Here is a 21,155-nt window from a genome sequence, read left to right as displayed (position 1 = left end):
CGAGACGCGCGCGTCCCGGCATCGGCGCCGTCGGCGCGGCTGGGCGGGTGCCCTGCCCTCAGGGCAGGGTCAGGAGCACGTCGACGTCCCGCCCCGGGAGCAGGGCGCGGCCGTCCAGGGCGCCGAGCTCGACGAGGAAGCTGAGCCCGACGACCGTCGCGCCGCAGGACTCGAGCAGCTCGATCGTGGCCGCCGCGGTCCCGCCCGTGGCCAGCACGTCGTCGATCACCAGCACGCGCGCGCCCGCGGGGACGGTGGACGGCTGGATCTCGACGGACGCCGATCCGTACTCCAGCGCGTAGGACTGCGACGCGACCTGCCCGGGCAGCTTGCCGGCCTTGCGCACCGGCACGACGCCGGCACCGAGCGCCACGGCGACCGGGGCGGCGAGCAGGAAGCCGCGCGCCTCCATCCCGGCGACGAGGTCCACGGGACCGTGCGGGTGCCCGGCGAGCGCCGTCACGACCCGCGCGAACGCGGCGGCGTCCGCGAGCAGCGGCATGATGTCGCGGAACTGGACGCCGGGCTCCGGGAAGTCCGGCACGGTCCGCAGCATGCTGTCGACCAGCTCGGCGAGACCCGCCCGGTCGTCCGACGGGCCGGGCTGCGCGCCCGGCCCGTCCACCACGGTGCTCATCGGCCCTTGCGCCGCGGCTGTGCCGCAGCACCCAGGTGACCACCGGGCCGCAGCGCGGCGGCCGCGCGCGGCGCCGCACCGACGACCTCGCCGTCGTCCGTCGAGACGCCCGCGCGGGCGGCCAGCACCTTGGCGGTGTGCTCACGGATCCGCGGCTCGCGCTCCCGCAGCGTCACCTCGAGGGGCGTCGCCAGGAAGACCGACGAGAACGTCCCCACGAACATGCCGACGAACAGCGCCAGCGCGATGTCGCGCAGCGTCCCGGCACCGAGGATGAACGCGCCGATCACGAGGATCGAGGCGACCGGCAGCAGTGCCACCACGGACGTGTTGATCGACCGGACGAGCGTCTGGTTGACGGCCAGGTTCGCCTTCTCGGCGTACGTGAACCGCGACTGCTCGAGCACGTCCGCGGTGTTCTCGCGCACCTTGTCGAAGACGACCACCGTGTCGTAGATCGAGTAGCCGAGGATCGTGAGGAACCCGATCACCGTCGCCGGCGTGACCTCCCACCCGACGGCGGCGTACACGCCGACCGTGAGGATCAGGTCGTGGAACAGCGCCAGCATGGCCGCCGCCGCCATCCGCCAGTTGCGGAAGTAGACGGTCATGACGATCGACACGAAGACGAGGAACACGACCAGGCCCGTGACCGCCTTCTGCGAGACGTCCTGGCCCCAGGTCGGGCCGATGAAGGTGCTGGTGACCTGGTCCTCGTCGACGTCGAAGGCCGCGATGAGGCTGTTGGTGACCTCCGTGACCTCCTCGCTCGTGAGCTCGGCGGTCTGGATGCGCAGCGACGAGCCGCCGACCGTCGTGACGCGCGGGACCTCGTCCGGCGCGATCGCGAGCACCGTGTCGGTCGCGAGCTGCTGGTCCGTCGTGTCGACGCCGGACACGACGAACTCGGAGCCGCCACGGAACTCGATGCCGGGGTTGAGGCCCGGCACGAAGAGCAGGACGCCCGAGATCGCGACGAGCACTGCCGAGATGAGGTACCAGGTCCGTCGGCGCCCGACGATGTCGTACGAGCGGCGACCGGTGTACAGGTCGTTGCCCCACTGGGCGAATCCCGTGGCCATCAGCGGTCGCTCCCCTCAGGACGGCCGGAGATGGGCTCGTCGTCGACAACGGTCGTGGGTGGGTCCTGCGGTCGTCCTGCGGCCGCCTGGGCGGCGCGAGCGGCCGCGCGGCGCTCGGCGATGGTCATGCCGGACGCACCGACCGCGACGGGCTCGCGCGAGGACGCGGAGCCCGCGGTGGCCGCGGCCTTCGGACCGCCCGCGACCCGGCCGCGACCCGCGTAGCGCGTCGTGTCGACGCCCAGCCGGCGCGGGTCGAGACCCGAGGCGGGGTGCCCCTCGGCGAAGAACCGCGTGCGCCCGAGCAGCACCATGAGCGGGTGCGTGAACAGGAACACCACGACGAGGTCGACCAGGGTCGTCAGACCGAGCGTGAAGGCGAAGCCGCGCACGCCGCCGACGGCCAGCAGGTACAGGACGATCGCGGCCGTGAAGTTGACGGCGTCGGACGCCAGGATCGTGCGCCGGGCACGCTCCCAGCCCTTCTCGATGGCGGCACCCAGCGAGCGGCCGTCGCGCAGCTCGTCGCGGATGCGCTCGAAGTACACGATGAACGAGTCCGCGGTGATGCCGATCGCGACGATGATGCCCGCCACGCCGGGCAGCGAGAGCCGGTAGCCCTGCAGCCACGACAGCAGGACGATGACGCCGTAGGTGATGACGGCCGCGACCAGCAGCGACGCGACCGTGACCAGGCCGAGCGTGCGGTACTGGAACAGCGAGTACACGACCACGAGCAGCAGGCCGAACACGCCCGCGAGCAGACCCTTCTGGAGCTGCTCGGACCCGAGCGTCGCGGAGATCTGCTGGACGCTCTGCTCCTCGAAGCTGATCGGCAGCGAGCCGAAGTTCAGCTGGTTCGCGAGCGTCGCGGCGGTCTCGCGGGTGAAGGACCCCGAGATCTGCGCCTGGCCGTTCGGGATGACCTCGTTGACGGACGGCGCCGAGATGACGAGGGCGTCGAGCACGACCGCGAACTGGTTGAGCGGCTCCCCCTGGCTCGCCAGGCGCGTGGTCACCTCGGTGAACTTCGGCGTGCCCTTGCCGGTGAACTCCAGGTTGACGACCCACTGACCGGTCGAGGCACCGGTCGACGTGGTGCCCAGCCCCGAGGTGGCGGTGGCGATGTCGGCACCGGGGATCTCGACCGGACCCAGGATGAACTTGGCCAGGCCCTCGAGGTCGCACGCGACGACGGCCTTGTCGGGGTCACCCGGCACGCCACCCGTCCGGTTCTCCGGCAGCGTGCAGTCGAGCGCGTCGAACTCCGCCTGCACGGCGGGGGTCACGTAGTACGCCACGTCGCTCGGGCTGTCCGGCGCGGCCTTGGTCGGCTGGTCGGACGGCGCGGCGTCGTCGGCGGCAGCGTCGTCGCCCGCGGCGTCGGGCGTGGCCGCCGCGGCGCCCATCACCAGGACGGGTCGGAACTCCATCTGCGCCGACGTGCGCACGAGGTCCAGCGTCTCCTCGCTGGGCCGGCCCGGCAGACCGACGACGATCTTGTCCCCGCCCTGGCTCGTGATCTCGGCCTCGGCGACGCCGGAGGCGTCGACACGCTGGCGGATGACCGCGATCGCCTGGTTGATCGTCTCCGACGTGACGGAGCCCTGCGCCTCGGGCACGGGCTGCAGGATGACCTGCGTCCCGCCCTCGAGGTCGAGCGCGAGGTTCGGCGTCAGCGACGCGTCACCCCAGCGTGTGCCGGCGAAGATCGACGCGAACAGCGCGACGACCAGCACCGCGAGGGTGACGAGCGTGCGGACCGGCCGTTCACGGCGGCGGGGAGGAGGAGCCAACGGAGTTCTTCTCTCGTGCGCGCACCGGCCACGGAGGCGGCCGGTGGGGTCGGGGCCCGGGCGTCATCGCCCGGGCCAGGGAGTCACTGGTTGTCGCGGTCGCGGTCCTCGCGCCCGGACGCCGGCGGCTCCGGCGGCAGGGAGGACAGGTCGTCGGGGACGTCCACGACGGGCACGTCCTCCACGACGGCGGGCTCGGCGTCCGCCGCGTCGTCGACGACGACCGGCTCGGACCGGCGGGCGATCGCGGCACGCAGCCAACGGGTCGAGCTGCCGGGCGTCGACTCGAGCGTCACGACGTCCCCGTCGATCGCGGTCACGGTGCCGAACAGCCCGGAACCCGTCATGACCTCGTCGCCGACGGCGAGGTTGCTGCGGAAGTCGGCAGCCTCGCGCTGCTGCTTGCGCGAGCGGCTCGACATGAACCACAGCGCCGCGAAGGCGAGCAGCATGATGACCAGGAACGAGTAGTCCATGAGGTGGTGGTTCTCCGCATCGTGTCAGACGTCGGCCGCAGTCTAGGCGCCGCGGCCCGACGCTCCAACGTGCGAGCGTCCCCGGGGGTTCCCTCCCGGTCCGTACCTGCCTCCGAGGGTACCCGCGGCGATCAGCCGAACAGCGTGTCGGCGGGCGCCGGCACCGGCAGCCCGAGGTGCTCCCACGCGGGTGGCAGCGCCACGCGACCGCGCGACGTGCGCCCGATGAGACCCTCGCGGACCAGGAACGGCTCGGCGACCGTCTCGACGGTCTCGGGCTCCTCCCCCACGGCGACCGCCAGCGTCGTCAGCCCGACCGGGCCGCCGCCGAAGCGTCGGCACAGCGCGTCCAGCACGGACCGGTCGAGACGGTCCAGTCCGCGCTCGTCGACCTCGTAGACCTCGAGGGCCGACCGGGCCGCGGCGAGCGAGAGCATGCCGTCGCCGCGCACCTGCGCCCAGTCCCGCACGCGCCGCAGCAGCCGGTTGGCGATGCGGGGCGTGCCGCGCGAGCGCGACGCGATCTCGGCGGCGGCCGTCACGTCGAGCGGGACGCCCAGGAGCCCGGCCGACCGGACGAGCACGCGCTCGAGCTCGGCGTCGTCGTAGAAGTCGAGGTGCCCGGTGAAACCGAAGCGGTCCCGCAGCGGCGCGGGCAGCAGGCCGGCGCGCGTCGTCGCGCCCACGACGGTGAACGGGGGCAGGGACAGCGGGATCGCGCTCGCGCCGGCCCCCTTGCCGACGATGACGTCGACGCGGAAGTCCTCCATCGCGACGTAGAGCAGCTCCTCGGCCGGACGGGCGAGCCGGTGGATCTCGTCGATGAACAGCACCTCGCCCTCCTCGAGCGAGGACAGCACCGCGGCGAGGTCGCCCGCGTGCTGGATGGCCGGCCCGCTGGTCACGCGCAGCGACGCACCGAGCTCGGCGGCGATGATCATCGCGAGCGTCGTCTTGCCCAGACCCGGGGGGCCCGACAGCAGCACGTGGTCCGGCGCGCGCCCGCGCCCGAGCGCCGCCTGCAGGACCAGGGACAGCTGGTCGCGCACGACCCGCTGCCCGACGAACTCGTCGAGCCGCCGGGGACGCAGCGCCGCCTCCGCGGCGCGCTCCGGCTCGTCGGCGGCGGGACGCACGAGCGACTCGGCCCCGTACGCCTCCAGGTCGCCGTCCTCGTCCGTCCCGCCGACCTCGAGGCGCGGGGAGCCGGCGTCACGCACGCGCGCCGCCCAGCGAGCGCAGCGCCGCGCGCAGCACGCCCGGCACCTCCTCGGCGCCGACCGGGGCCGGTGAGCCGTCGAGCACCGAGGCGACCGCGTCCTGCGCGGCCCGCAGCGGCCAGCCCAGCCCCACGAGCGCCTCGACGACCTGCTCCCGGTGGTCCGCGGACGAGACCACGGCGGCGCCCGCCGTCGGCGAGGGTGCACCCAGCCGCTCCCCCAGCTCGAGGACGATGCGCTGCGCGCCCTTGCGGCCGATGCCGGGCACGCGCATGAGCGCCGCGAGGTCCTCGTGCGCGACCGCACGACGCAGCCCGTCGGGGGTATGCACCGCGAGCATGGCCAGCGCAAGGCGCGGACCCACGCCCGAGACCGTCTGCACCGCCTCGAAGACGTCGCGCTCGTCGTCGTCGGCGAAGCCGAACAGCGTCAGCGCGTCCTCCCGCACGACGAGCGACGTGAACAACCGACCCGGCTGCCCGACGCGCAGGCCCGCGAGCGTCGCCGGCGTCGCCTGGACCAGCAGGCCGACGCCCCCGACCTCCACGACCGCCGCGTCCAGCCGTACTGCCAGCACCGTCCCGTACACCGACGCGATCACCGCGCGCTCCTCCTGTCGTCGACCGCCCCACTCTCCCACACGGGGCGAACAGGTGTACGAACGACACGCGCCGGCGTCGCGCCCCGGGTCGTCACGCGCGCCGCCGCGCCGCCTGCTCCGCCGCGGCCCACTGCCGCTGCGCCGTCGTCATGCCACCGGGTTCGCGCTGCGGCGCCCCGAGGGCCCCCGCCGGGCGCCACAGGTGGCAGATGGCGAGCGCGAGCGCGTCGGCCGCGTCGGCGGGCCTCGGCACCTCGGCCAGCCCCAGGAGCCGCGCCACCATCGTCTGGACCTGCGCCTTGTCCGCACGTCCCGAGCCGGTGACCGCCGCCTTCACCTCGCTGGGCGTGTGCAGCGCGACGGGGATCCGCCGGCGCGCGGCCGCCACCATCGCGAGCCCGGCGACCTGCGCGGTCCCCATGACGGTGCTGACGTTGTGCTGCGCGAAGACCCGTTCCACCGCGACGGTGTCGGGGGCGTGCTCCTCGAGGCACTCCTCGAGGGCCCGCTCGATGAGGAGCAGCCGCTGGTCGACGTCGAGCGTGGGGTCGGAGCGTGCGACCGACACGTGCACGAGGCGCGCGCGACGGCCCGGCAGGGAGTCGACGACGCCGAGGCCGCACCGGGTCAGGCCGGGGTCCACTCCGAGCACGCGCACGCGGCCATCGTCGCAGGCGTCCGGCGTGCCACGGGCCCCGCCACACCGGTGACGGGGCCCGTGCGTGCAGGCCGCGGCCTGCGGTGCGTCACTCGGCGTCGAGCTCCGCCATGACCTCGTCGGAGGCGTCGAAGTTGGCGTAGACGTTCTGGACGTCGTCGGAGTCCTCGAGCGCGTCGATGAGCCGCAGCACCTTGCGTGCGCCGTCGGCGTCGACCTCGACCTGCGTGGAGGGCCACCAGACCACGTCGGCCGAGTCGTAGTCGATGCCGGCCTCCTGCAGCGCGGTCCGCACGGCCACGAGGTCGGTCGCGGCGCTGATGACCTCGAACGTGTCGCCGAGGTCGTTGACCTCCTCGCCGCCCGCCTCGAGGACGGCCTCCATGACGGCCTCCTCGTCGGTCCCCTCCTGGGGCACGACGACGACGCCACGCCGGCTGAAGATGTACGCGACGGAGCCCGGGTCGGCCATCTGGCCGCCGTTGCGCGTGAAGGCGACCCGCACGTCGGACGCGGCACGGTTGCGGTTGTCGGTGAGGCACTCGACCAGCACGGCGACACCGCCGGGGCCGTAGCCCTCGTACGTGATCGACTGGTAGTCCGCGCCGCCGGCCTCCTGGCCGGACCCGCGCTTGACCGCGCGGTCGATGTTGTCGTTCGGGACCGACGACTTCTTGGCCTTCTGGATGGCGTCGAAGAGCGTCGGGTTGCCGGCGGGGTCACCACCGCCCGTGCGGGCGGCCACCTCGACGTTCTTGACGAGCTTGGCGAAGAGCTTGCCGCGCTTCGCGTCGATGACGGCCTTCTTGTGCTTGGTGGTGGCCCACTTGGAGTGACCCGACATGGCTCGTTACCCCTTCGTCTCCGCTGGTGCGCCCGCGTCGCTCCCCCACGCCGCCGTCCTGCTGGGGACGGGCCGGGGACCCCGCGACGTCACAGGCTGTCGCGGACGATCTGCACGAACAGTCGGTGCACCCGCGGGTCCCCGGTCACCTCGGGATGGAACGAGGTCACGAGCAGCGGGCCCTGGCGCACCGCGACGATCCTACCGGCGGCGGGCCCGTCCGCGACGCGGCCGACCACCGTGGCGGCGGGGCCGACCTCCTCGACCCACGGGGCCCGGATGAAGACCGCGTGCAGGGGGTCCTGGCCGCTGTCGGCGATCCCGTCCACGACCAGGTCGGTCTCGAACGAGTCCACCTGCCGGCCGAAGGCGTTGCGGCGCACGGTGATGTCGACGCCCCCGAGGGTCTGCTGCCCCTCGATGCCGCCGATGATCCGGTCCGCCAGCAGGATCATCCCCGCGCACGACCCGTAGGCGGGCATGCCGGAGCGCAGCCGGTCGCGCACCGGTCCGTCCAGGTCGAAGGCGCGCAGCAGCTTGTCGATGGTCGTCGACTCCCCGCCGGGCAGGACGAGCGCGTCGACGGCGTCCAGCTCGGCGGGGCGTCGCACGCCGACCGCGTCGACACCGAGCGAGGTCAGCACGGCCACGTGCTCGCGGACGTCGCCCTGCAGCGCCAGGACACCGATGGTGGGGCTCACGGTCGACGATCCTAGGTGGGTCGTGGCACGTCGGCGTGCGTCCCTGCGCGGCTCACTCCCGGACGAGCCCGAGGTGCCGGGTGGTGCCGTCCCAGACGAGCACGTCGCGGACGAGCTGGGCCAGGCCCGCGGGGAAGACCTCGATCTCGACGCGCGCGAGCTCGTCGAGCCCCCACCACCGGAGCTCGTCGATGACGTCCCGCTCGACGTCCGTCCAGCCGTCCCGGCTGAGCGCGACGTCCGTGCTGCGCACCCGGGCGACGAACAGGTCCTCGTGCTGGCGGCAGGTGCGGGCCGCGAAGTCGAACAGCGCCGAGCGCGTGTACACCGGGCCCACGAGCTCGTCGGCCGTCAGCACGATCCCCGTCTCCTCGTGCACCTCGCGCACCGCTGCGGACCGCGCGTCCTCGCCGGGGTCGATGCCGCCGCCGACCGTGAACCACCACGAGCGGTCCGGGGCGTCCACGTCGTGGCCGCGCACGAGCAGCACGCGGTCCGCCTCGTCGAGCAGGATCACGCGAGCGGCGCTGCGCGACAGGACGCCGTCACGCCCCGGCACCCAGCCCCCGTCGAGGACGGCGGCGGGGCCGTGCCCGGGGGCGGGGCGGCCCCGGGCGGCGCCGGGGGGCACGAGGGGGACGACCCCGGGGTTCTGCGGGTCGGGCGTGGTCACCAGCCCCGCTCGGCGAGGCGGTGCGGCACCGGGACGTCGTCGACGTTGATGCCCACCATGGCCTCGCCCAGCCCGCGCGAGACCTTGGCGATGACGTCCGGGTCGTCGTAGAACGTGGTCGCCTTGACGATCGCGGCCGCCCGCTCGGCCGGGTTGCCGGCCTTGAAGATGCCGGAGCCGACGAACACGCCCTCGGCGCCCAGCTGCATCATCATCGCCGCGTCCGCGGGGGTCGCGATGCCACCGGCGGTGAAGAGCACGACGGGCAGCTTGCCGGCCGTCGCGACCTCCTTGACCAGCTCGTACGGTGCCTGCAGCTCCTTCGCGGCGAGGTACAGCTCGTCCTCGGGCAGCGAGGTCAGGCGCCGGATCTGGTCGCGCAGGGTCCGCATGTGGGTCGTCGCGTTCGACACGTCGCCCGTGCCCGCCTCGCCCTTCGAGCGGATCATCGCGGCGCCCTCGGTGATGCGACGCAGCGCCTCGCCCAGGTTGGTCGCACCGCAGACGAACGGGACGTTGAACGCCCACTTGTCGATGTGGTGCGCGAAGTCGGCGGGCGTGAGCACCTCGGACTCGTCGACGTAGTCGACGCCCAGGGACTGCAGCACCTGCGCCTCGACGAAGTGGCCGATGCGCGCCTTCGCCATGACGGGGATCGACACCGTCGAGATGATGCCGTCGATCAGGTCGGGGTCGCTCATGCGCGCGACGCCGCCCTGCGCACGGATGTCGGCGGGCACCCGCTCGAGCGCCATGACGGCGACCGCGCCGGCGTCCTCGGCGATCTTCGCCTGCTCGGGCGTGACGACGTCCATGATGACGCCGCCCTTGAGCATCTCGGCCATGCCGCGCTTGACGCGCGCGGTCCCGACCTCACCGGCGGGGGCGACGGGCTGGGGGTTCTCGGTCACGTCAGACCTCTTCGATCGGTGGTTCGGGACGCCCGGCGTCCGCGTGGTCCCCCCGGGGTCCGGGCAGGACCGGTGGCGCGGGCGGCCGTGGTCGGTGCGTCGTCATCCTAGGTCGTCGCCGCACGGTGCCGGGGTGCCCGCCCGCCACCCGGACACGGGAGGTCAGGCGCCCGTCTCCGTGGCCCCCGGCCGCGTGGCGCGCGTCCCCTCCCCCGGACGCGGCAGGCCCTGGGGCCAGGCGTCGTCGAGCTCGAGGGTCTGCGGCTCGGGCGCGTGGCCCGCGAGGCGCAGCAGCCGGACGATCCCGCCGCGACGCACGCGCTGGGTCTGCGCCACGGCCTCGTTGTGGAACCGCCGCGCGAGCTGCACGCGGTACCAGGCGGCCGCGAGCGCGTCGAGCAGCCGGCCGCCCTCGGGGTCGTCCGCCAGCGCGGCCACCTCGTCGGCGTCGTCGAGGACCTCCCGCAGCGCCGCCGTGAGGTCACTCTCGACCTGCGCCCGGTCCACGGCGCCCGTGACCGCGCCGGCGGCGAGCGGCTCCCGCAGGTCGACGGGCAGCAGACCGGGCGGCACGTCGCCCGCGCCCCCGGCCGTCAAGGACCCCCACACCGCCTCGCCGATCACGAGGGAGCTCGCCGGGTCGAGCAGACCGCTCGTCGCCAGCTCGGCCGCGACGGACGCCCGGCGCACGAGCTGGGCGTCGACGACCGCCCGCGACGCGCCGACCTTGCGGTGCAGCCGGTCGAGGCGGCTCGCCCGCACCCACACGAGCCAGGCGAGCAGCAGCACGACGGCGACGACCACCAGGACGACCGTGACGTCCGACCCGGCGGTCACGAGCGACCCCGCCGCAGCTCGATCAGGCGGGCCCCGCGCAGCGACGACGGGTCCTCCCCGACGGGTGCGTTCGCCCCGTCGACGGCCATCTCGTACACCGCGAGCACCTGGTCGGTGACGGCCGACCAGTCGTAGCGCCGCACGACGCGCGACGCGTGCTCGCTCACGCGGGTGCGCAACGCGGGGTCACCCAGCACCCGCACGAGCGTCGCCGCGAGGTCGGCGGAGTCGCCCGTGCGGAACAGCACGCCCGCCTCTCCGTCGTCGAGGACCCGCGCGAAGGCGCCCAGGTCGCTCGCCACGACCGTCGTGCCGGCGCTCATCGCCTCGACGAGGACGATGCCGAAGCTCTCGCCACCGGTCTGCGGGGCGCAGTACACGTCCGCCGACGCCAGCAGGCGCGCCTTGTCCTGCTCGCTGACACCGCCGAGGAACTCCACGGCGGACGCCCGCTCGCCCAGCACCTCGCGCGCCTGCTCCTGGCCGGTCTCGCCGCTGCCGGCCACGAGGAACCGTGCACCGGGGTAGGCGTCGAGCACGCCCGGGACGGCGCGCAGCAGGACCGCCAGGCCCTTGCGCGGCTCGTCGAGCCGGCCGAGGAAGGCGACGGTCGGCGCCTGCGGCGTGCCGGTCCAGCGCGGGTCGGTACCCGCGGCGGCGAACGTGTCGACCCACACGCCGTTGGGGATGACGACCGCGTCCCCGCCGAGGTGCTCGACCAGCGTGCGCCGCGCGTCCTCGGACACCGCGATGCGCAGCGAGATCTTCTCGAGCGACTGCCGCACGAGCGGGTAGGCCATCTGCAGCGGGCGCGACCGGACGAGGGAGGTGTGGAACGTCGCGACGACCGGGCCGTCCGCGATCCACAGCGCCAGCATGCCCAGACTCGGGGTGACCGGCTCGTGCAGGTGCAGCACGTCGAACTCCCCCGCCGCCAGCCAGCGCCGCACACGGCCTGCCGTGACCGGCCCGAACGTCATGCGCGCGACCGACCCGTTGTAGTGCACGGGCACCGCACGGCCCGCGGCGACGAGGTAGGGCGGCACGGGCGTGTCGTCCGAGGCCGGCGCGAGCACCGAGACCTCGTGACCGCGGGCGATGAGCGCCTCCGCGAGGTCCCGGACGTGGAACTGCACGCCGCCGGGCACGTCGAAGGAGTACGGGCACACGATCCCCACCCGCAGCGGGCGTCCCGCGATCACGAGGCGGTCCCGACGTCGAGGGGGTCGCCGCCGGACGTCCCGGCGCCGTCACCCGTGGCCTCGTCGTCGCCGTCGCCCTCGTCGGAGGCGGCGTCGGGCTGCGCACCCGCCGACCGCCGCGCGGCGTCGCGCTCGGGGTCGAGGTCGGCGACGAACACGCGCTGCAGCATGTGCCAGTCCTGCGGGTGCGCGTGGATCTGCTCGGCGAGCACGTCCACCCACGCCTGCGTGAGCGCCTGGACGCGCTGCGCGCGCGGCACGTCCGGACCGGCCTCGACGGGGGCGTGGAAGCGGATGACGATGCCCCACGGCCCCCCGGCCGCGCGTCGCCGCGCACGGCGCAGCCGCTCGTAGGTGATGGTGGCGGGCACGAGGGTGGCGCCCGTCGTGACCGCGAGGGCTGCGGGACCGGCCGCGACCCGTGCGCGGTGGCCGAAGAGGTCGACCTCGAGCCCCTTGGCCGTCAGGTCGCGGTCGGCGAGCAGAGGCAGCAGTCCCGGGCCGGTCCGTGCGACGCGCACGAGCCGGCGGAACACGTCACCCGCGCCCGACAAGGGGATGATCCGCAGGCCGATGCTCTCGCGGAAGGCCAGGAACTCCTGGAACAGCTCCTCGGGCCGGAGCCGCTCCGCGACGGTGGTGACGGGTGCCACGTGCGCCGTCGCCCACGCGCCCGCGAGGTCCCAGTTGCCCATGTGGCCCAGCGCCAGGACGACCTGCCGGCCCGCGTCGAGGTCGGGGCGCAGGTGCTCCATGCCCTCGACGCGCACGCGCGCGGCGAGCTGCTCGGGGCTCAGGCCGCGCAGCGTGAACGCCTCGCCGAAGTAGCGCATGTAGGAGCGCATGCCGGCTCGCGAGAGGCGACGCAGCGCGCGGGCGTCGAGCTCGGGCCGCACGCGCGCGAGGTTCGCCTCGAGGCGTCGCACGCCCGAGCCACGCCGCCACCAGGCGAGATCCGCACCCAGGGCCGTCGCCGCGCGCACGAGACCACCCGGCAGCCGGTGACCGACGCGCCACGCGAGGTGGTAGGCGCGGGCGACGTCGACGCTCACGGCGCCGCCTGCCGGACCTGGCGCCGCACGGTCGCCATGCGCTGCACGACCGTCACCGCCGACGCCACCGTCAGCAGCGCGAGCACGACCGTCATGACGACGTCGGGCGCGCCGGCCCCGACCAGGACCGTCGCGGCGAGGACGGCGAACAGCCGGTCGGCCCGCTCCGCGATGCCGACCGCCGCCGTCATGCCGAGGCCCTCGGCGCGCGCGCGGGCGTAGGGCACGATCGAGCCGAGCACGAGGCACGCCAGCGCGAGCACCGCGTCGGGGCGCGAGTCGCCCGCACCGATGTACCAGAGCACGAGCCCGGCGAAGATCGCGCCGTCGCCGAACCGGTCGAGGGTCGAGTCGAGGAAGGCGCCCCACGGCCCGCTGCGGCCCGACCGCCGTGCCATGACGCCGTCGATCGAGTCGGTGAGCGTGAAGACGGCGATGAGCAGCCCGCCGAGGAGCAGGTGGCCCGTGGGGAACGCCCACAGCGCGGTGACGACCACGGCGAGCGTCCCCGTGATCGTCACGGCGTCCGGGGTCACGCCGGCCCGCAGGAGCGCGTCGGCGAGCGGCGTCCACAGCCGCGTCATCACGCCGCGCAGTCGGCTCAGCACGGGTCGGTCATCCCTTCGTCGTGGCGGGCCAGGCGTCCGCGAGGGCCGCCCGGGTGTCGCCCAGCAGGGCCGGCAGCGCGCGCGTGCGCGCGACGATCGGCAGGAAGTTCGCGTCGCCGCCCCAGCGCGGGACGACGTGCTGGTGCAGGTGCGCCTGGATGCCCGCACCGGCGACCTGGCCCTGGTTCATGCCCAGGTTGAACCCGTCGGGTGCCATCACCCCGCGCACGACGCGCATCGCGGTCCGCGTGAGGGCGGACACCTCCTGCGCCTCGGCCTCGGTGAGCTCGGTGTAGTCCGCGACGTGCCGGTACGGGCAGACGAGCAGGTGCCCCGAGTTGTACGGGTAGAGGTTCATCACGACGTACGCGACCTCGCCGCGGTGCACGACCAGCCCCTGCTCGTCCGGGAGCGCGGGGATGCGGCAGAACGGGCAGCCGTCGCCTGGCGCGTCGTCGGCCGGCTTGTCCTGCCCGCCGATGTACACCATGCGGTGCGGCGTCCACAGCCGGTCGAGCCCGTCCGGCTCGCCCGCGAAGGCCCCGGCGTTCTCGACCTCGACGTCGTCGGACGAGGCCACGGCTCAGACCTGGACGCGGTCGCGCACGGCGGACACGATCCGCTCGACCGCCTCGTCGACGGGCACGCCGTTGTCCTGGCGGCCGTCGCGGTAGCGGAACGACACCGCACCGGCCTCGGCGTCCTCGCCGCCCGCGATGAGCACGAACGGGATCTTCTGTGTCGAGGCGTTGCGGATCTTCTTGCCGAAGCGGTCGTCGGACCGGTCGACCTCGGCGCGGATCCCCTGGGCACGCAGGCGCGCGACCACGTCGTCCAGGTACGGCTCGAACGGCTCCGCCACGGGAACCGCGAGCACCTGGACGGGTGCGAGCCAGGCCGGGAACGCGCCGGCGTAGTGCTCGGTGAGCACGGCGAAGAAGCGCTCGATCGACCCGAAGAGGGCGCGGTGGATCATGACGGGACGCTGCCGGCTGCCGTCGGGCGCCGTGTACTCGAGCTCGAACCGCTCGGGCAGGTTGAAGTCGAGCTGGATCGTCGACATCTGCCACGTGCGGCCGATGGCGTCCTTGGCCTGCACGGAGATCTTGGGGCCGTAGAACGCGGCGCCACCCGGGTCAGGGACGAGGTCCAGCCCGGAGGCCTCGGCGACCTGCCGCAGGGTCTCGGTCGCCTCCTCCCACACCTCGTCCGGGCCCACGGACTTCTCCGGGTTGCGGGTCGAGAGCTCGAGGTAGAAGTCGTCCAGCCCGTAGTCCTTGAGCAGGTCGAGGACGAAGGTGAGCAGGCTCGTCAGCTCGTCCTTCATCTGCTCGCGGGTGCAGTAGATGTGCGCGTCGTCCTGGGTGAAGCCGCGCGCCCGGGTCATGCCGTGCACGACGCCGGACTTCTCGTAGCGGTACACGGTGCCGAACTCGAACAGCCGCAGGGGCAGCTCACGGTACGAGCGGCCGCGCGAGGCGAAGATCAGGTTGTGCATCGGGCAGTTCATGGGCTTGAGGTAGTAGTTCTGCCCCGCCCGGCGCACGTGGCCCTCGGCGTCGCGCTCCTCGTCGAGCTGCATGGGCGGGTACATGCCGTCGGCGTACCAGTCCAGGTGCCCGGAGATCTGGAAGAGCTGCTCCTTGGTGATGTGCGGGGTGTTGACGAACGAGTACCCCGCCTGCACGTGCCGGCGCCGCGAGTACTCCTCCATCTCCATGCGGATGATGCCGCCCTTGGGGTGGAACACCGCCAGGCCGGAGCCGATCTCCTCGGGGAAGGAGAACAGGTCCAGCTCGTTGCCGAGCTTGCGGTGGTCGCGACGCTCGGCCTCGGCGATCCGCTCGAGGTACGCCTTGAGCTCGTCCTTCGTGGGCCACGCGGTGCCGTAGACGCGCTGCAGCTGGGGGTTCTTCTCCGAGCCGCGCCAGTAGGCGGCCGCGGAGCGGGTCAGCTGGAAGCCGTTGCCGATGAGCCGGGTGCTGGGCAGGTGGGGGCCGCGGCACAGGTCCTGCCACACGACGGCCTCGGACTCGCGCCCCGCGCCCCGCACGTTCTGGTAGATCGACAGCCCGCCGAGGCCGACCTCGACCGACGCACCGTCGGTGCTGCCCGCGTCGCCCTTGAGCCCGATGAGCTCGAGCTTGTACGGCTCGGCCGCGAGCTCCTCGCGCGCCTGCGCCTCGGTGACGTCCCAGCGCCGGAAGGTCTGCCCCTCCTTGACGATGCGGCCCATGACCTTCTCGATCGCCTTGAGGTCCTCGGGGGTGAACGGGGTCTCGACGTCGAAGTCGTAGTAGAAGCCGTCGGTGATGGGCGGGCCGATGCCCAGCCGGGCCTTCGGGTTGACCTCCTGCACGGCCTGCGCCAGGACGTGCGCGGCCGAGTGCCGCAGCACCGCCAGGCCGTCCGGGGAGCCGATGGTCACGGCCTCGACGACCGCACCGTCGGGCAGCGGCAGCGCGAGGTCCTTCAGCTCGCCGTCGACGCGCACGACGACCACGTCGCGGCGGTCGGCGAACAGCTCGGTGCCCGTCGTGCCCTGCGCGACCGGGGTCTCGACGCCGTCGACGGTCAGGGTGATCTGCTCGGGCACGCTGCGCCAGCTCCTCGGGTCTGCCCGCGCCGCGTCCCGCGGCGGGTCGGCGGTCGCCGACACGGACGTGGTCGATGCTACCGACCGCGACGCCCGCGCCAGGACCTGATACGCGCCGCGGGTCAGGCGGACCCGTGGAACGGCAGGTCGTGCGGGACGTGCGCCTCGAGTTCGGCCAGCCACGCGGCCACCGAGGCGTCGGACGGCATGCGCCAGTCCCCGCGGGGCGACATCGTCCCGCCGGCGCTGACCTTGGGGCCGTTGGGCAGCGCCGAGCGCTTGAACTGGCTCGCGAAGAACCGGCGCAGGAACACCTCGAGCCAGCGCCGGACGGCGGGCAGGTCGTACGCGGGACGGCGGTGGTCGGGCCACGCCGGCGGCCACGCCCCCGCCTGCGCGTCGTGCCACGCGTGCCACGCGAGGAAGGCGATCTTGCTCGGCCGCGTGCCGTGGCGCAGCACCTGGAAGAGCGCGAAGTCGTGCAGCGCGTACGGACCGATCGTCGACTCGGTCGACTGGACCGGCTCACCCTTGCGCGCCGGGACCAGCTCCGGCGAGATCTCCTGCTCGACGACCCGCAGCAGCACGTCGTTGGTGGCCTCGTCGAAGTGGTCCTGCGAGACGACCCAGCGGATGAGGTGCTGGATGAGGGTCTTGGGCACGCCCGCGTTGACCGCGTAGTGCGACATCTGGTCGCCCACGCCGTAGGTGCACCACCCGAGCGCGAGCTCGGAGAGGTCGCCCGTGCCCAGCACGATCCCGCCGCGCTGGTTGGCGGCACGGAACAGGTAGTCGGTCCGCAGGCCTGCCTGCACGTTCTCGAAGGTGACGTCGTAGACCTCCTCGCCGGCACCCGCGGGGTGCCCGAGGTCGGCGAGCATCTGCCGGGCCGCAGGCCGGATGTCGAGCGTCTCGGCCGTCGTGCCCAGGGACTCCATCAGCGCGAGCGCGCTGCCGAGCGTCACGTCGGACGTCGCGAAGCCCGGCATCGTGAAGGCCAGGATGTCGCTGCGCGGCCGGCCGAGACGGTCCATCGCGTTCGCCGCGACGATCAGCGCGTGGGTCGAGTCCAGGCCACCGGACACCCCGATGACCACCTTCGCGTCGCCGACCGCGCGCAGCCGCTGCTCGAGCCCGCTGACCTGGATGTTGTAGGCCTCGTAGCAGTCGAGCGCGAGACGCTGCGGGTCGTCGGGCACGAAGGGGAAGCGGTCGACCGCGCGCCGCAGGCCGATGTCGCCGGTCGGTGGGTCGACCGTGAACCGGACCGTCCGGTGCGACGCCCCGGCGGGCGCCATGCCGAGGGTGCGGCGGTTGTCGTCGAAGGTGCCCATGCGCAGCCGCTCCTGGCGCACCCGGTCCAGGTCGACGTCCGCGACCGTCACGACGGTGCCGTCGACGAAGCGCTCCCCCTCGGCGAGCAGCTCCCCGAGCTCGTACAGCAGCGTCTGGCCGTCCCACGACAGGTCCGTCGTCGACTCCCCCGCGCCCGCGGCCGCGTAGACGTAGGCCGCCTGGCACCGCGCGGACGCCGAGCGCACCAGCAGCCGGCGGTCCTCGGCGCGCCCGACCGTGATGGGGCTGGACGACAGGTTGACGAGGACCGTCGCGCCGGCGAGCGCGGCGGTCGCGCTCGGCGGGACGGGGACCCACATGTCCTCGCAGACCTCGACGTGCACGACGAGGCCGGGGACGTCGGTCGCGGCGAAGAGCAGGTCGGGCCCGATCGGGGCCTCCTGGCCGGCGACCGTGACCGTGCCGCGCACGTCGTCACCGGGCCCGAACCAGCGCCGCTCGTAGAACTCGCGGTAGGTCGGCACGTAGGACTTGGGCGCGACCCCGAGCACGCGTCCGCGGTGGACGACGACCGCGGTGTTGAGCACCCGGTTGCCGTGCGCGAGAGGCGCCCCGACGACCAGCACGGGACGGAGGTCCCTCGACGCGGCGACGACCTCGCCGAGCGCCGCCCGCACGGCGTCGAGCAGCGTGTCCTGCAGGAAGAGGTCGTCGATCGCGTAGCCGGACAGGCACAGCTCGGGGAGCACGGCGACCGCGACGCCGTCGTCGTGGCACGTGCGTGCGGCGGCGATCACGGCTGCCGCGTTGCGCGCCGGGTCCGCGACGGTGACGGGCACGGTGCACGCGGCGACCCGCGCGAACCCGTGGGAGTAGGCCGAGAGGAAGTCCACGCTGCGAGTCTGGCACGCCGACGACGCGCTCACCTGGAACGACGAACGCCCCCGGCTCAAGCCGGGGGCGTTCGTGCGGGTGGGCGATACTGGGTTCGAACCAGTGACCTCCTCGGTGTGAACGAGGCGCTCTACCACTGAGCCAATCGCCCGCTGCCTGCGCCGGCCACGTGTGCCCGCCTCCCCGGCCCGTGGGCAGGAGTCGTGCGGACCACCCGTAGGCGGCACGGGAGACGATGCTAGCGGACGTCGGGCAGATCTCCGAACCGGCGGACGTCGCGTCGCGACGGGCGGCGCGACGCCCGACCGAGGGCGGACATGCCCGGGCGAACCGGGGTGAAATGTCGGCTTCGGCACCCGAGAGAGCGATGTGCAACGTTTTCCATACCACCTGAAAGGGTCCGGGCGGGTGAACTGTGCCCGAGCATCGGTCCAATGGGACATCCGTCCTGCCATGATGTGACCTCACGGCCCGATCGGGGCCCCACCATGCGACAGGAGGACCCGATGACGGATACGTCGTACGACGTCATCGAGGTCGTTGCCATGCAGCTCATCGGGTCGGACGCGACCGTCATCCCGGTGTCCGCAGAGATGTGCTTCCGCACCACCGACCCGTACACGGTGCGCGCCGTCTTCACCGGCGCCCACACGATGTCGACCTGGCTCCTCGGCCGTGAGCTGCTGGCGCAGGGTGTGCACGCGGTCGCCGACGCACCGGCCGGCACGGGCGACGTGCAGGTGTGGCGCGACGACGACCCCGACTACACCCTCGTGTCGCTCTCCGGCGTGGAGGGCAGCGCGCTGCTCGCAGCGCCGACCGAGCCACTCCTGCGGTTCATCGCCGCGACCGAGGCCCTCGTCCCCATCGGGGCCGAGTCGGACAAGATGGAGGGCGAGATCACCGCGCTCATCGCGGCTCTCCTCACCGCCTGACCTCGGCGCCACCACGGCTTCCAGCCGGTCCCGCGACGCGGGGCCGGCTGTCGTGCGTCCGGGCGCACGTGGCACGACGCGATCAGGGGTCGACGTCGTCGTCCAGCCGCGCGAGGAACAGCCGCTGGACCTCGCGGGACAGCGCACCGACGGCGACGTCGTGGTCGTCGAGCCGCACGACGGGCGTGACGTTGCGGACCGATCCCGTCAGCGCCAGGTGCGCGCGACCCGCGACGACCTCGTCGAGCACCTCCCACGCCAGCTCGTCGGGGCGCGCCTCGCGCACCGGGAGACGCGCCTCGGCGCCCCACTGCAGCACCAGGGCCCGCGTGACGCCCGCGAGCGCTCCGGTCTCGAGCGACGGCGTGAGCAGCTCGCCGCCGAGCTCGACGAAGACGTTGGACCCGGTGCCCTCGCTCAGGCGTCCGCGGGTGTCGGCCAGCAGGGCCTCGTCGGCACCGCGCTCACGCGCCCGTGCGAGCGCGACGACGTTCTCGCCGTACGAGGTCGTCTTGAGCCCTGCGAGCGGCGAGCGCTCGTTGCGCACCCACGGGACGCGCACGGCACGCGCGACGTCGGACGTCGCGGCAGGACCTGCCACGACGACCACCGTGGGGCGCACCTCGTCGTCCGGGTAGCGGTGCGAGCCCAGCGGGCCGGGGCCGCCGGTGACGGTGATGCGGAGGCGCCCAGCGTGCTCCCCCGCGGCCCGGAGCACCGCGCGGACACCCTCGCGGACCTCGTCCATCGGCAGGGGCGGCAGGCCGAGCCCGCGGGCCGACGCCTCGAGGCGGGCGAGGTGGCGCGTGAGCGCGAAGGCGGTACCGCGGTGGACGGCGCACGTCTCGAACACCCCGTCCCCGACGGTGAGCCCGTGGTCGACGGCTGCGAGCACCGGCTCGTCCGGCGTGCGCAGCCGTCCGCCGGCCCAGATCGCGAGGTCCACGCGCTCATCCTCCCACCCACGACACCTGCGGCGACGCCCGTCACGACGGCGGCGCGCACCCCCGGGGCCGGGTCGGCAGACGTGTCTGGCGACCCGCTGACGAGGGCCAGTTGGACTCTCCACGAGTTTGTCGTCTAGAGTCTTCGACGCACCAGGAACGCCGGTGAAACGGCGGAACTGACGCGCGGACGTGGCTCAGTGGTAGAGCATCACCTTGCCAAGGTGAGGGTCGCGGGTTCGAATCCCGTCGTCCGCTCGGAGGCTATCCCCTTCGGCTCCCAGCCGTTGTGGACTGCGGTCTCAGCGGTGGAGTGGCCGAGAGGCGAGGCAGCGGCCTGCAAAGCCGTATACACGGGTTCGAATCCCGTCTCCACCTCGTATTGCACTCCCATGGGCGATTGGCGCAGCGGTAGCGCGCTTCCCTGACACGGAAGAGGTCACTGGTTCGATCCCAGTATCGCCCACCAGCAAGGCCCCAGGTCATCGACCTGGGGCCTTCGTCGTACCGGAGGGAGCGCGCAGCAGCCACCTCCTCGTTCCCTCGACGGAGGAGCGCCCCCGAACCCGGGTTGCGCAGTGCGCCCCGTCGCCACGCCCGGACCTGATCGGGTGAGCGCGGGTACGAGCGTCACCCTGGACCACGTTGCGGCACAGGCTCACCCGTGACAGCCAGGTCCTCCTGCAACGCGCGGAGGCGCGTGAGCCGCTCGACATCCACGTCCCGGGTCATCGACCTGGGGCCTTGGTCGTGCCCGGGCACAGGTGTCCTCGCGGTCTGCCCGCACGAGGGGGTGTTCGAGATGCCCGGTCCGCTCATACCCCCGCGATCACGCCCGTCGCCCCCTCGTCGCCCCCCTGGTGGGCGGCCGCGCTACTGATCCTCGTGGGCGGCGCACTCTTCCTCCCCCTGTCGACGGCCGTGCGGGGCCCGCTGCTGTGCTGCGCGTTCCGCCGCTGGTGTCACGACCCCGTGCCCACCCACCACTTCGCGGACCACGGCTCCGAGGGGAAGCAGTGGGCGCGGGAGCTCCAGCGGTGCGAGAAGGGCTGAGCTCAGCGGTTCAGCGGCGCAGCCGGAGCCCCAGCGCTCCCACGGCGGCATGGCGTCCCGCTGCCGGCGCAGCGTGCGGAACCCGCGCCCGACGCCGAGCCCTGCCTCAGCTCCCGGCGACCTGCCAACTGGTCATCAG

Annotated in this window: 21 protein-coding genes and 4 tRNA genes; 5 read left to right on the top strand and 20 right to left on the bottom strand. The window is 73.6% G+C overall.

What is annotated here, in order from left to right; translation table 11 throughout:
* Window positions 1–58: 58 nt before the first annotated feature.
* The 19 genes from H9657_RS00745 to H9657_RS00655 form a co-directional block, all read right to left on the bottom strand.
* Entirely contained in the window at window positions 59–637 is a 579-nt protein-coding gene (locus tag H9657_RS00745; protein WP_191779343.1) for an adenine phosphoribosyltransferase, read from the bottom strand.
* Window positions 634–1,719, bottom strand: a complete 1,086-nt coding sequence (gene secF / locus H9657_RS00740) for a protein translocase subunit SecF (RefSeq protein WP_191779342.1) — start codon at window positions 1,717–1,719, stop codon at window positions 634–636. The genes H9657_RS00745 and secF overlap by 4 nt, the downstream gene beginning before the upstream one ends.
* Window positions 1,719–3,515, bottom strand: coding sequence for a protein translocase subunit SecD (secD, locus tag H9657_RS00735; protein ID WP_225214343.1), 1,797 nt, complete (start codon window positions 3,513–3,515; stop codon window positions 1,719–1,721). Before secD ends, secF begins: the two co-directional genes overlap by 1 nt.
* A gap of 83 nt (window positions 3,516–3,598) precedes the next feature.
* Complete coding sequence (yajC, locus tag H9657_RS00730) at window positions 3,599–3,991, bottom strand: preprotein translocase subunit YajC (protein WP_191779340.1); 393 nt, start codon at window positions 3,989–3,991, stop codon at window positions 3,599–3,601.
* Between the two features lie 131 nt (window positions 3,992–4,122).
* The gene (gene ruvB / locus H9657_RS00725) at window positions 4,123–5,211 is read right to left on the bottom strand and encodes a Holliday junction branch migration DNA helicase RuvB (RefSeq protein ID WP_404813123.1); all 1,089 of its coding nucleotides are present in this window, start codon (window positions 5,209–5,211) and stop codon (window positions 4,123–4,125) included.
* The gene (gene ruvA / locus H9657_RS00720) at window positions 5,204–5,812 is read right to left on the bottom strand and encodes a Holliday junction branch migration protein RuvA (RefSeq protein ID WP_191779338.1); all 609 of its coding nucleotides are present in this window, start codon (window positions 5,810–5,812) and stop codon (window positions 5,204–5,206) included. Before ruvA ends, ruvB begins: the two co-directional genes overlap by 8 nt.
* A 91-nt stretch (window positions 5,813–5,903) precedes the next feature.
* On the bottom strand, window positions 5,904–6,470 hold the full coding sequence (ruvC, locus tag H9657_RS00715) for a crossover junction endodeoxyribonuclease RuvC (protein WP_191779337.1): 567 nt from the start codon (window positions 6,468–6,470) through the stop codon (window positions 5,904–5,906).
* Window positions 6,471–6,558: 88 nt separating this feature from the next.
* Window positions 6,559–7,314, bottom strand: coding sequence for a YebC/PmpR family DNA-binding transcriptional regulator (locus tag H9657_RS00710; protein WP_191779335.1), 756 nt, complete (start codon window positions 7,312–7,314; stop codon window positions 6,559–6,561).
* Between the two features lie 89 nt (window positions 7,315–7,403).
* A complete protein-coding gene (pdxT, locus tag H9657_RS00705; protein WP_191779333.1) occupies window positions 7,404–8,015 on the bottom strand; it encodes a pyridoxal 5'-phosphate synthase glutaminase subunit PdxT in 612 nt (203 codons plus the stop codon).
* A gap of 52 nt (window positions 8,016–8,067) precedes the next feature.
* Window positions 8,068–8,688, bottom strand: a complete 621-nt coding sequence (locus H9657_RS00700) for an NUDIX hydrolase (protein ID WP_318241203.1) — start codon at window positions 8,686–8,688, stop codon at window positions 8,068–8,070.
* Window positions 8,685–9,599, bottom strand: coding sequence for a pyridoxal 5'-phosphate synthase lyase subunit PdxS (gene pdxS, locus H9657_RS00695; RefSeq protein WP_191779331.1), 915 nt, complete (start codon window positions 9,597–9,599; stop codon window positions 8,685–8,687). The genes H9657_RS00700 and pdxS overlap by 4 nt, the downstream gene beginning before the upstream one ends.
* Window positions 9,600–9,761: 162 nt before the next feature.
* The gene (locus H9657_RS00690; protein ID WP_191779329.1) at window positions 9,762–10,436 is read right to left on the bottom strand and encodes a hypothetical protein; all 675 of its coding nucleotides are present in this window, start codon (window positions 10,434–10,436) and stop codon (window positions 9,762–9,764) included.
* Window positions 10,433–11,620: a glycosyltransferase family 4 protein gene (locus H9657_RS00685; protein WP_191779921.1), complete on the bottom strand. Its 1,188-nt coding sequence runs from the start codon at window positions 11,618–11,620 to the stop codon at window positions 10,433–10,435. The genes H9657_RS00690 and H9657_RS00685 overlap by 4 nt, the downstream gene beginning before the upstream one ends.
* 14 nt (window positions 11,621–11,634) lie before the next feature.
* The gene (locus tag H9657_RS00680) at window positions 11,635–12,690 is read right to left on the bottom strand and encodes a phosphatidylinositol mannoside acyltransferase (protein WP_191779327.1); all 1,056 of its coding nucleotides are present in this window, start codon (window positions 12,688–12,690) and stop codon (window positions 11,635–11,637) included.
* Window positions 12,687–13,298 carry a phosphatidylinositol phosphate synthase gene (pgsA, locus tag H9657_RS00675; RefSeq protein ID WP_191779325.1) on the bottom strand — a complete coding sequence of 204 codons (612 nt, stop codon included), beginning with the start codon at window positions 13,296–13,298 and terminating at the stop codon, window positions 12,687–12,689. Before pgsA ends, H9657_RS00680 begins: the two co-directional genes overlap by 4 nt.
* Window positions 13,299–13,305: 7 nt before the next feature.
* Window positions 13,306–13,878, bottom strand: a complete 573-nt coding sequence (locus H9657_RS00670; RefSeq protein WP_191779323.1) for an HIT family protein — start codon at window positions 13,876–13,878, stop codon at window positions 13,306–13,308.
* Window positions 13,879–13,881: 3 nt separating this feature from the next.
* Entirely contained in the window at window positions 13,882–15,894 is a 2,013-nt protein-coding gene (thrS, locus tag H9657_RS00665) for a threonine--tRNA ligase (RefSeq protein WP_191779321.1), read from the bottom strand.
* 122 nt (window positions 15,895–16,016) lie between these two features.
* A complete protein-coding gene (locus H9657_RS00660) occupies window positions 16,017–18,083 on the bottom strand; it encodes an NAD(+) synthase (protein WP_191779320.1) in 2,067 nt (688 codons plus the stop codon).
* Window positions 18,084–18,163: 80 nt separating this feature from the next.
* Window positions 18,164–18,235: transfer RNA gene (locus tag H9657_RS00655), tRNA-Val, on the bottom strand.
* A gap of 355 nt (window positions 18,236–18,590) precedes the next feature.
* Between H9657_RS00655 and H9657_RS00650 the strand changes: the two genes are divergently transcribed.
* On the top strand, window positions 18,591–19,019 hold the full coding sequence (locus tag H9657_RS00650; protein WP_191779318.1) for an SsgA family sporulation/cell division regulator: 429 nt from the start codon (window positions 18,591–18,593) through the stop codon (window positions 19,017–19,019).
* Window positions 19,020–19,101: 82 nt separating this feature from the next.
* On the opposite strand, the gene H9657_RS00645 is transcribed toward H9657_RS00650, so the two are convergent.
* Window positions 19,102–19,965 carry an aminotransferase class IV gene (locus H9657_RS00645; protein WP_191779316.1) on the bottom strand — a complete coding sequence of 288 codons (864 nt, stop codon included), beginning with the start codon at window positions 19,963–19,965 and terminating at the stop codon, window positions 19,102–19,104.
* Window positions 19,966–20,149: 184 nt separating this feature from the next.
* Between H9657_RS00645 and H9657_RS00640 the strand changes: the two genes are divergently transcribed.
* The 4 genes from H9657_RS00640 to H9657_RS00625 all read left to right on the top strand — a co-directional run bounded on the left by H9657_RS00640 (window position 20,150) and on the right by H9657_RS00625 (window position 21,016).
* Window positions 20,150–20,221, top strand: a tRNA-Gly gene (locus tag H9657_RS00640).
* 49 nt (window positions 20,222–20,270) lie between these two features.
* A tRNA-Cys gene (locus H9657_RS00635) sits at window positions 20,271–20,341 on the top strand.
* Window positions 20,342–20,357: 16 nt separating this feature from the next.
* Window positions 20,358–20,432: transfer RNA gene (locus H9657_RS00630), tRNA-Val, on the top strand.
* A gap of 416 nt (window positions 20,433–20,848) precedes the next feature.
* Complete coding sequence (locus H9657_RS00625) at window positions 20,849–21,016, top strand: hypothetical protein (protein WP_191779314.1); 168 nt, start codon at window positions 20,849–20,851, stop codon at window positions 21,014–21,016.
* The last annotated feature ends 139 nt before the right edge of the window (window positions 21,017–21,155 follow it).

The sequence above is a fragment of the Cellulomonas avistercoris genome (assembly GCF_014836445.1).
GTDB lineage: Bacteria > Actinomycetota > Actinomycetes > Actinomycetales > Cellulomonadaceae > Cellulomonas > Cellulomonas avistercoris.
Note: the sequence above shows the minus strand (reverse complement) of the source record. Positions and strands in the feature narration are given on the sequence as shown.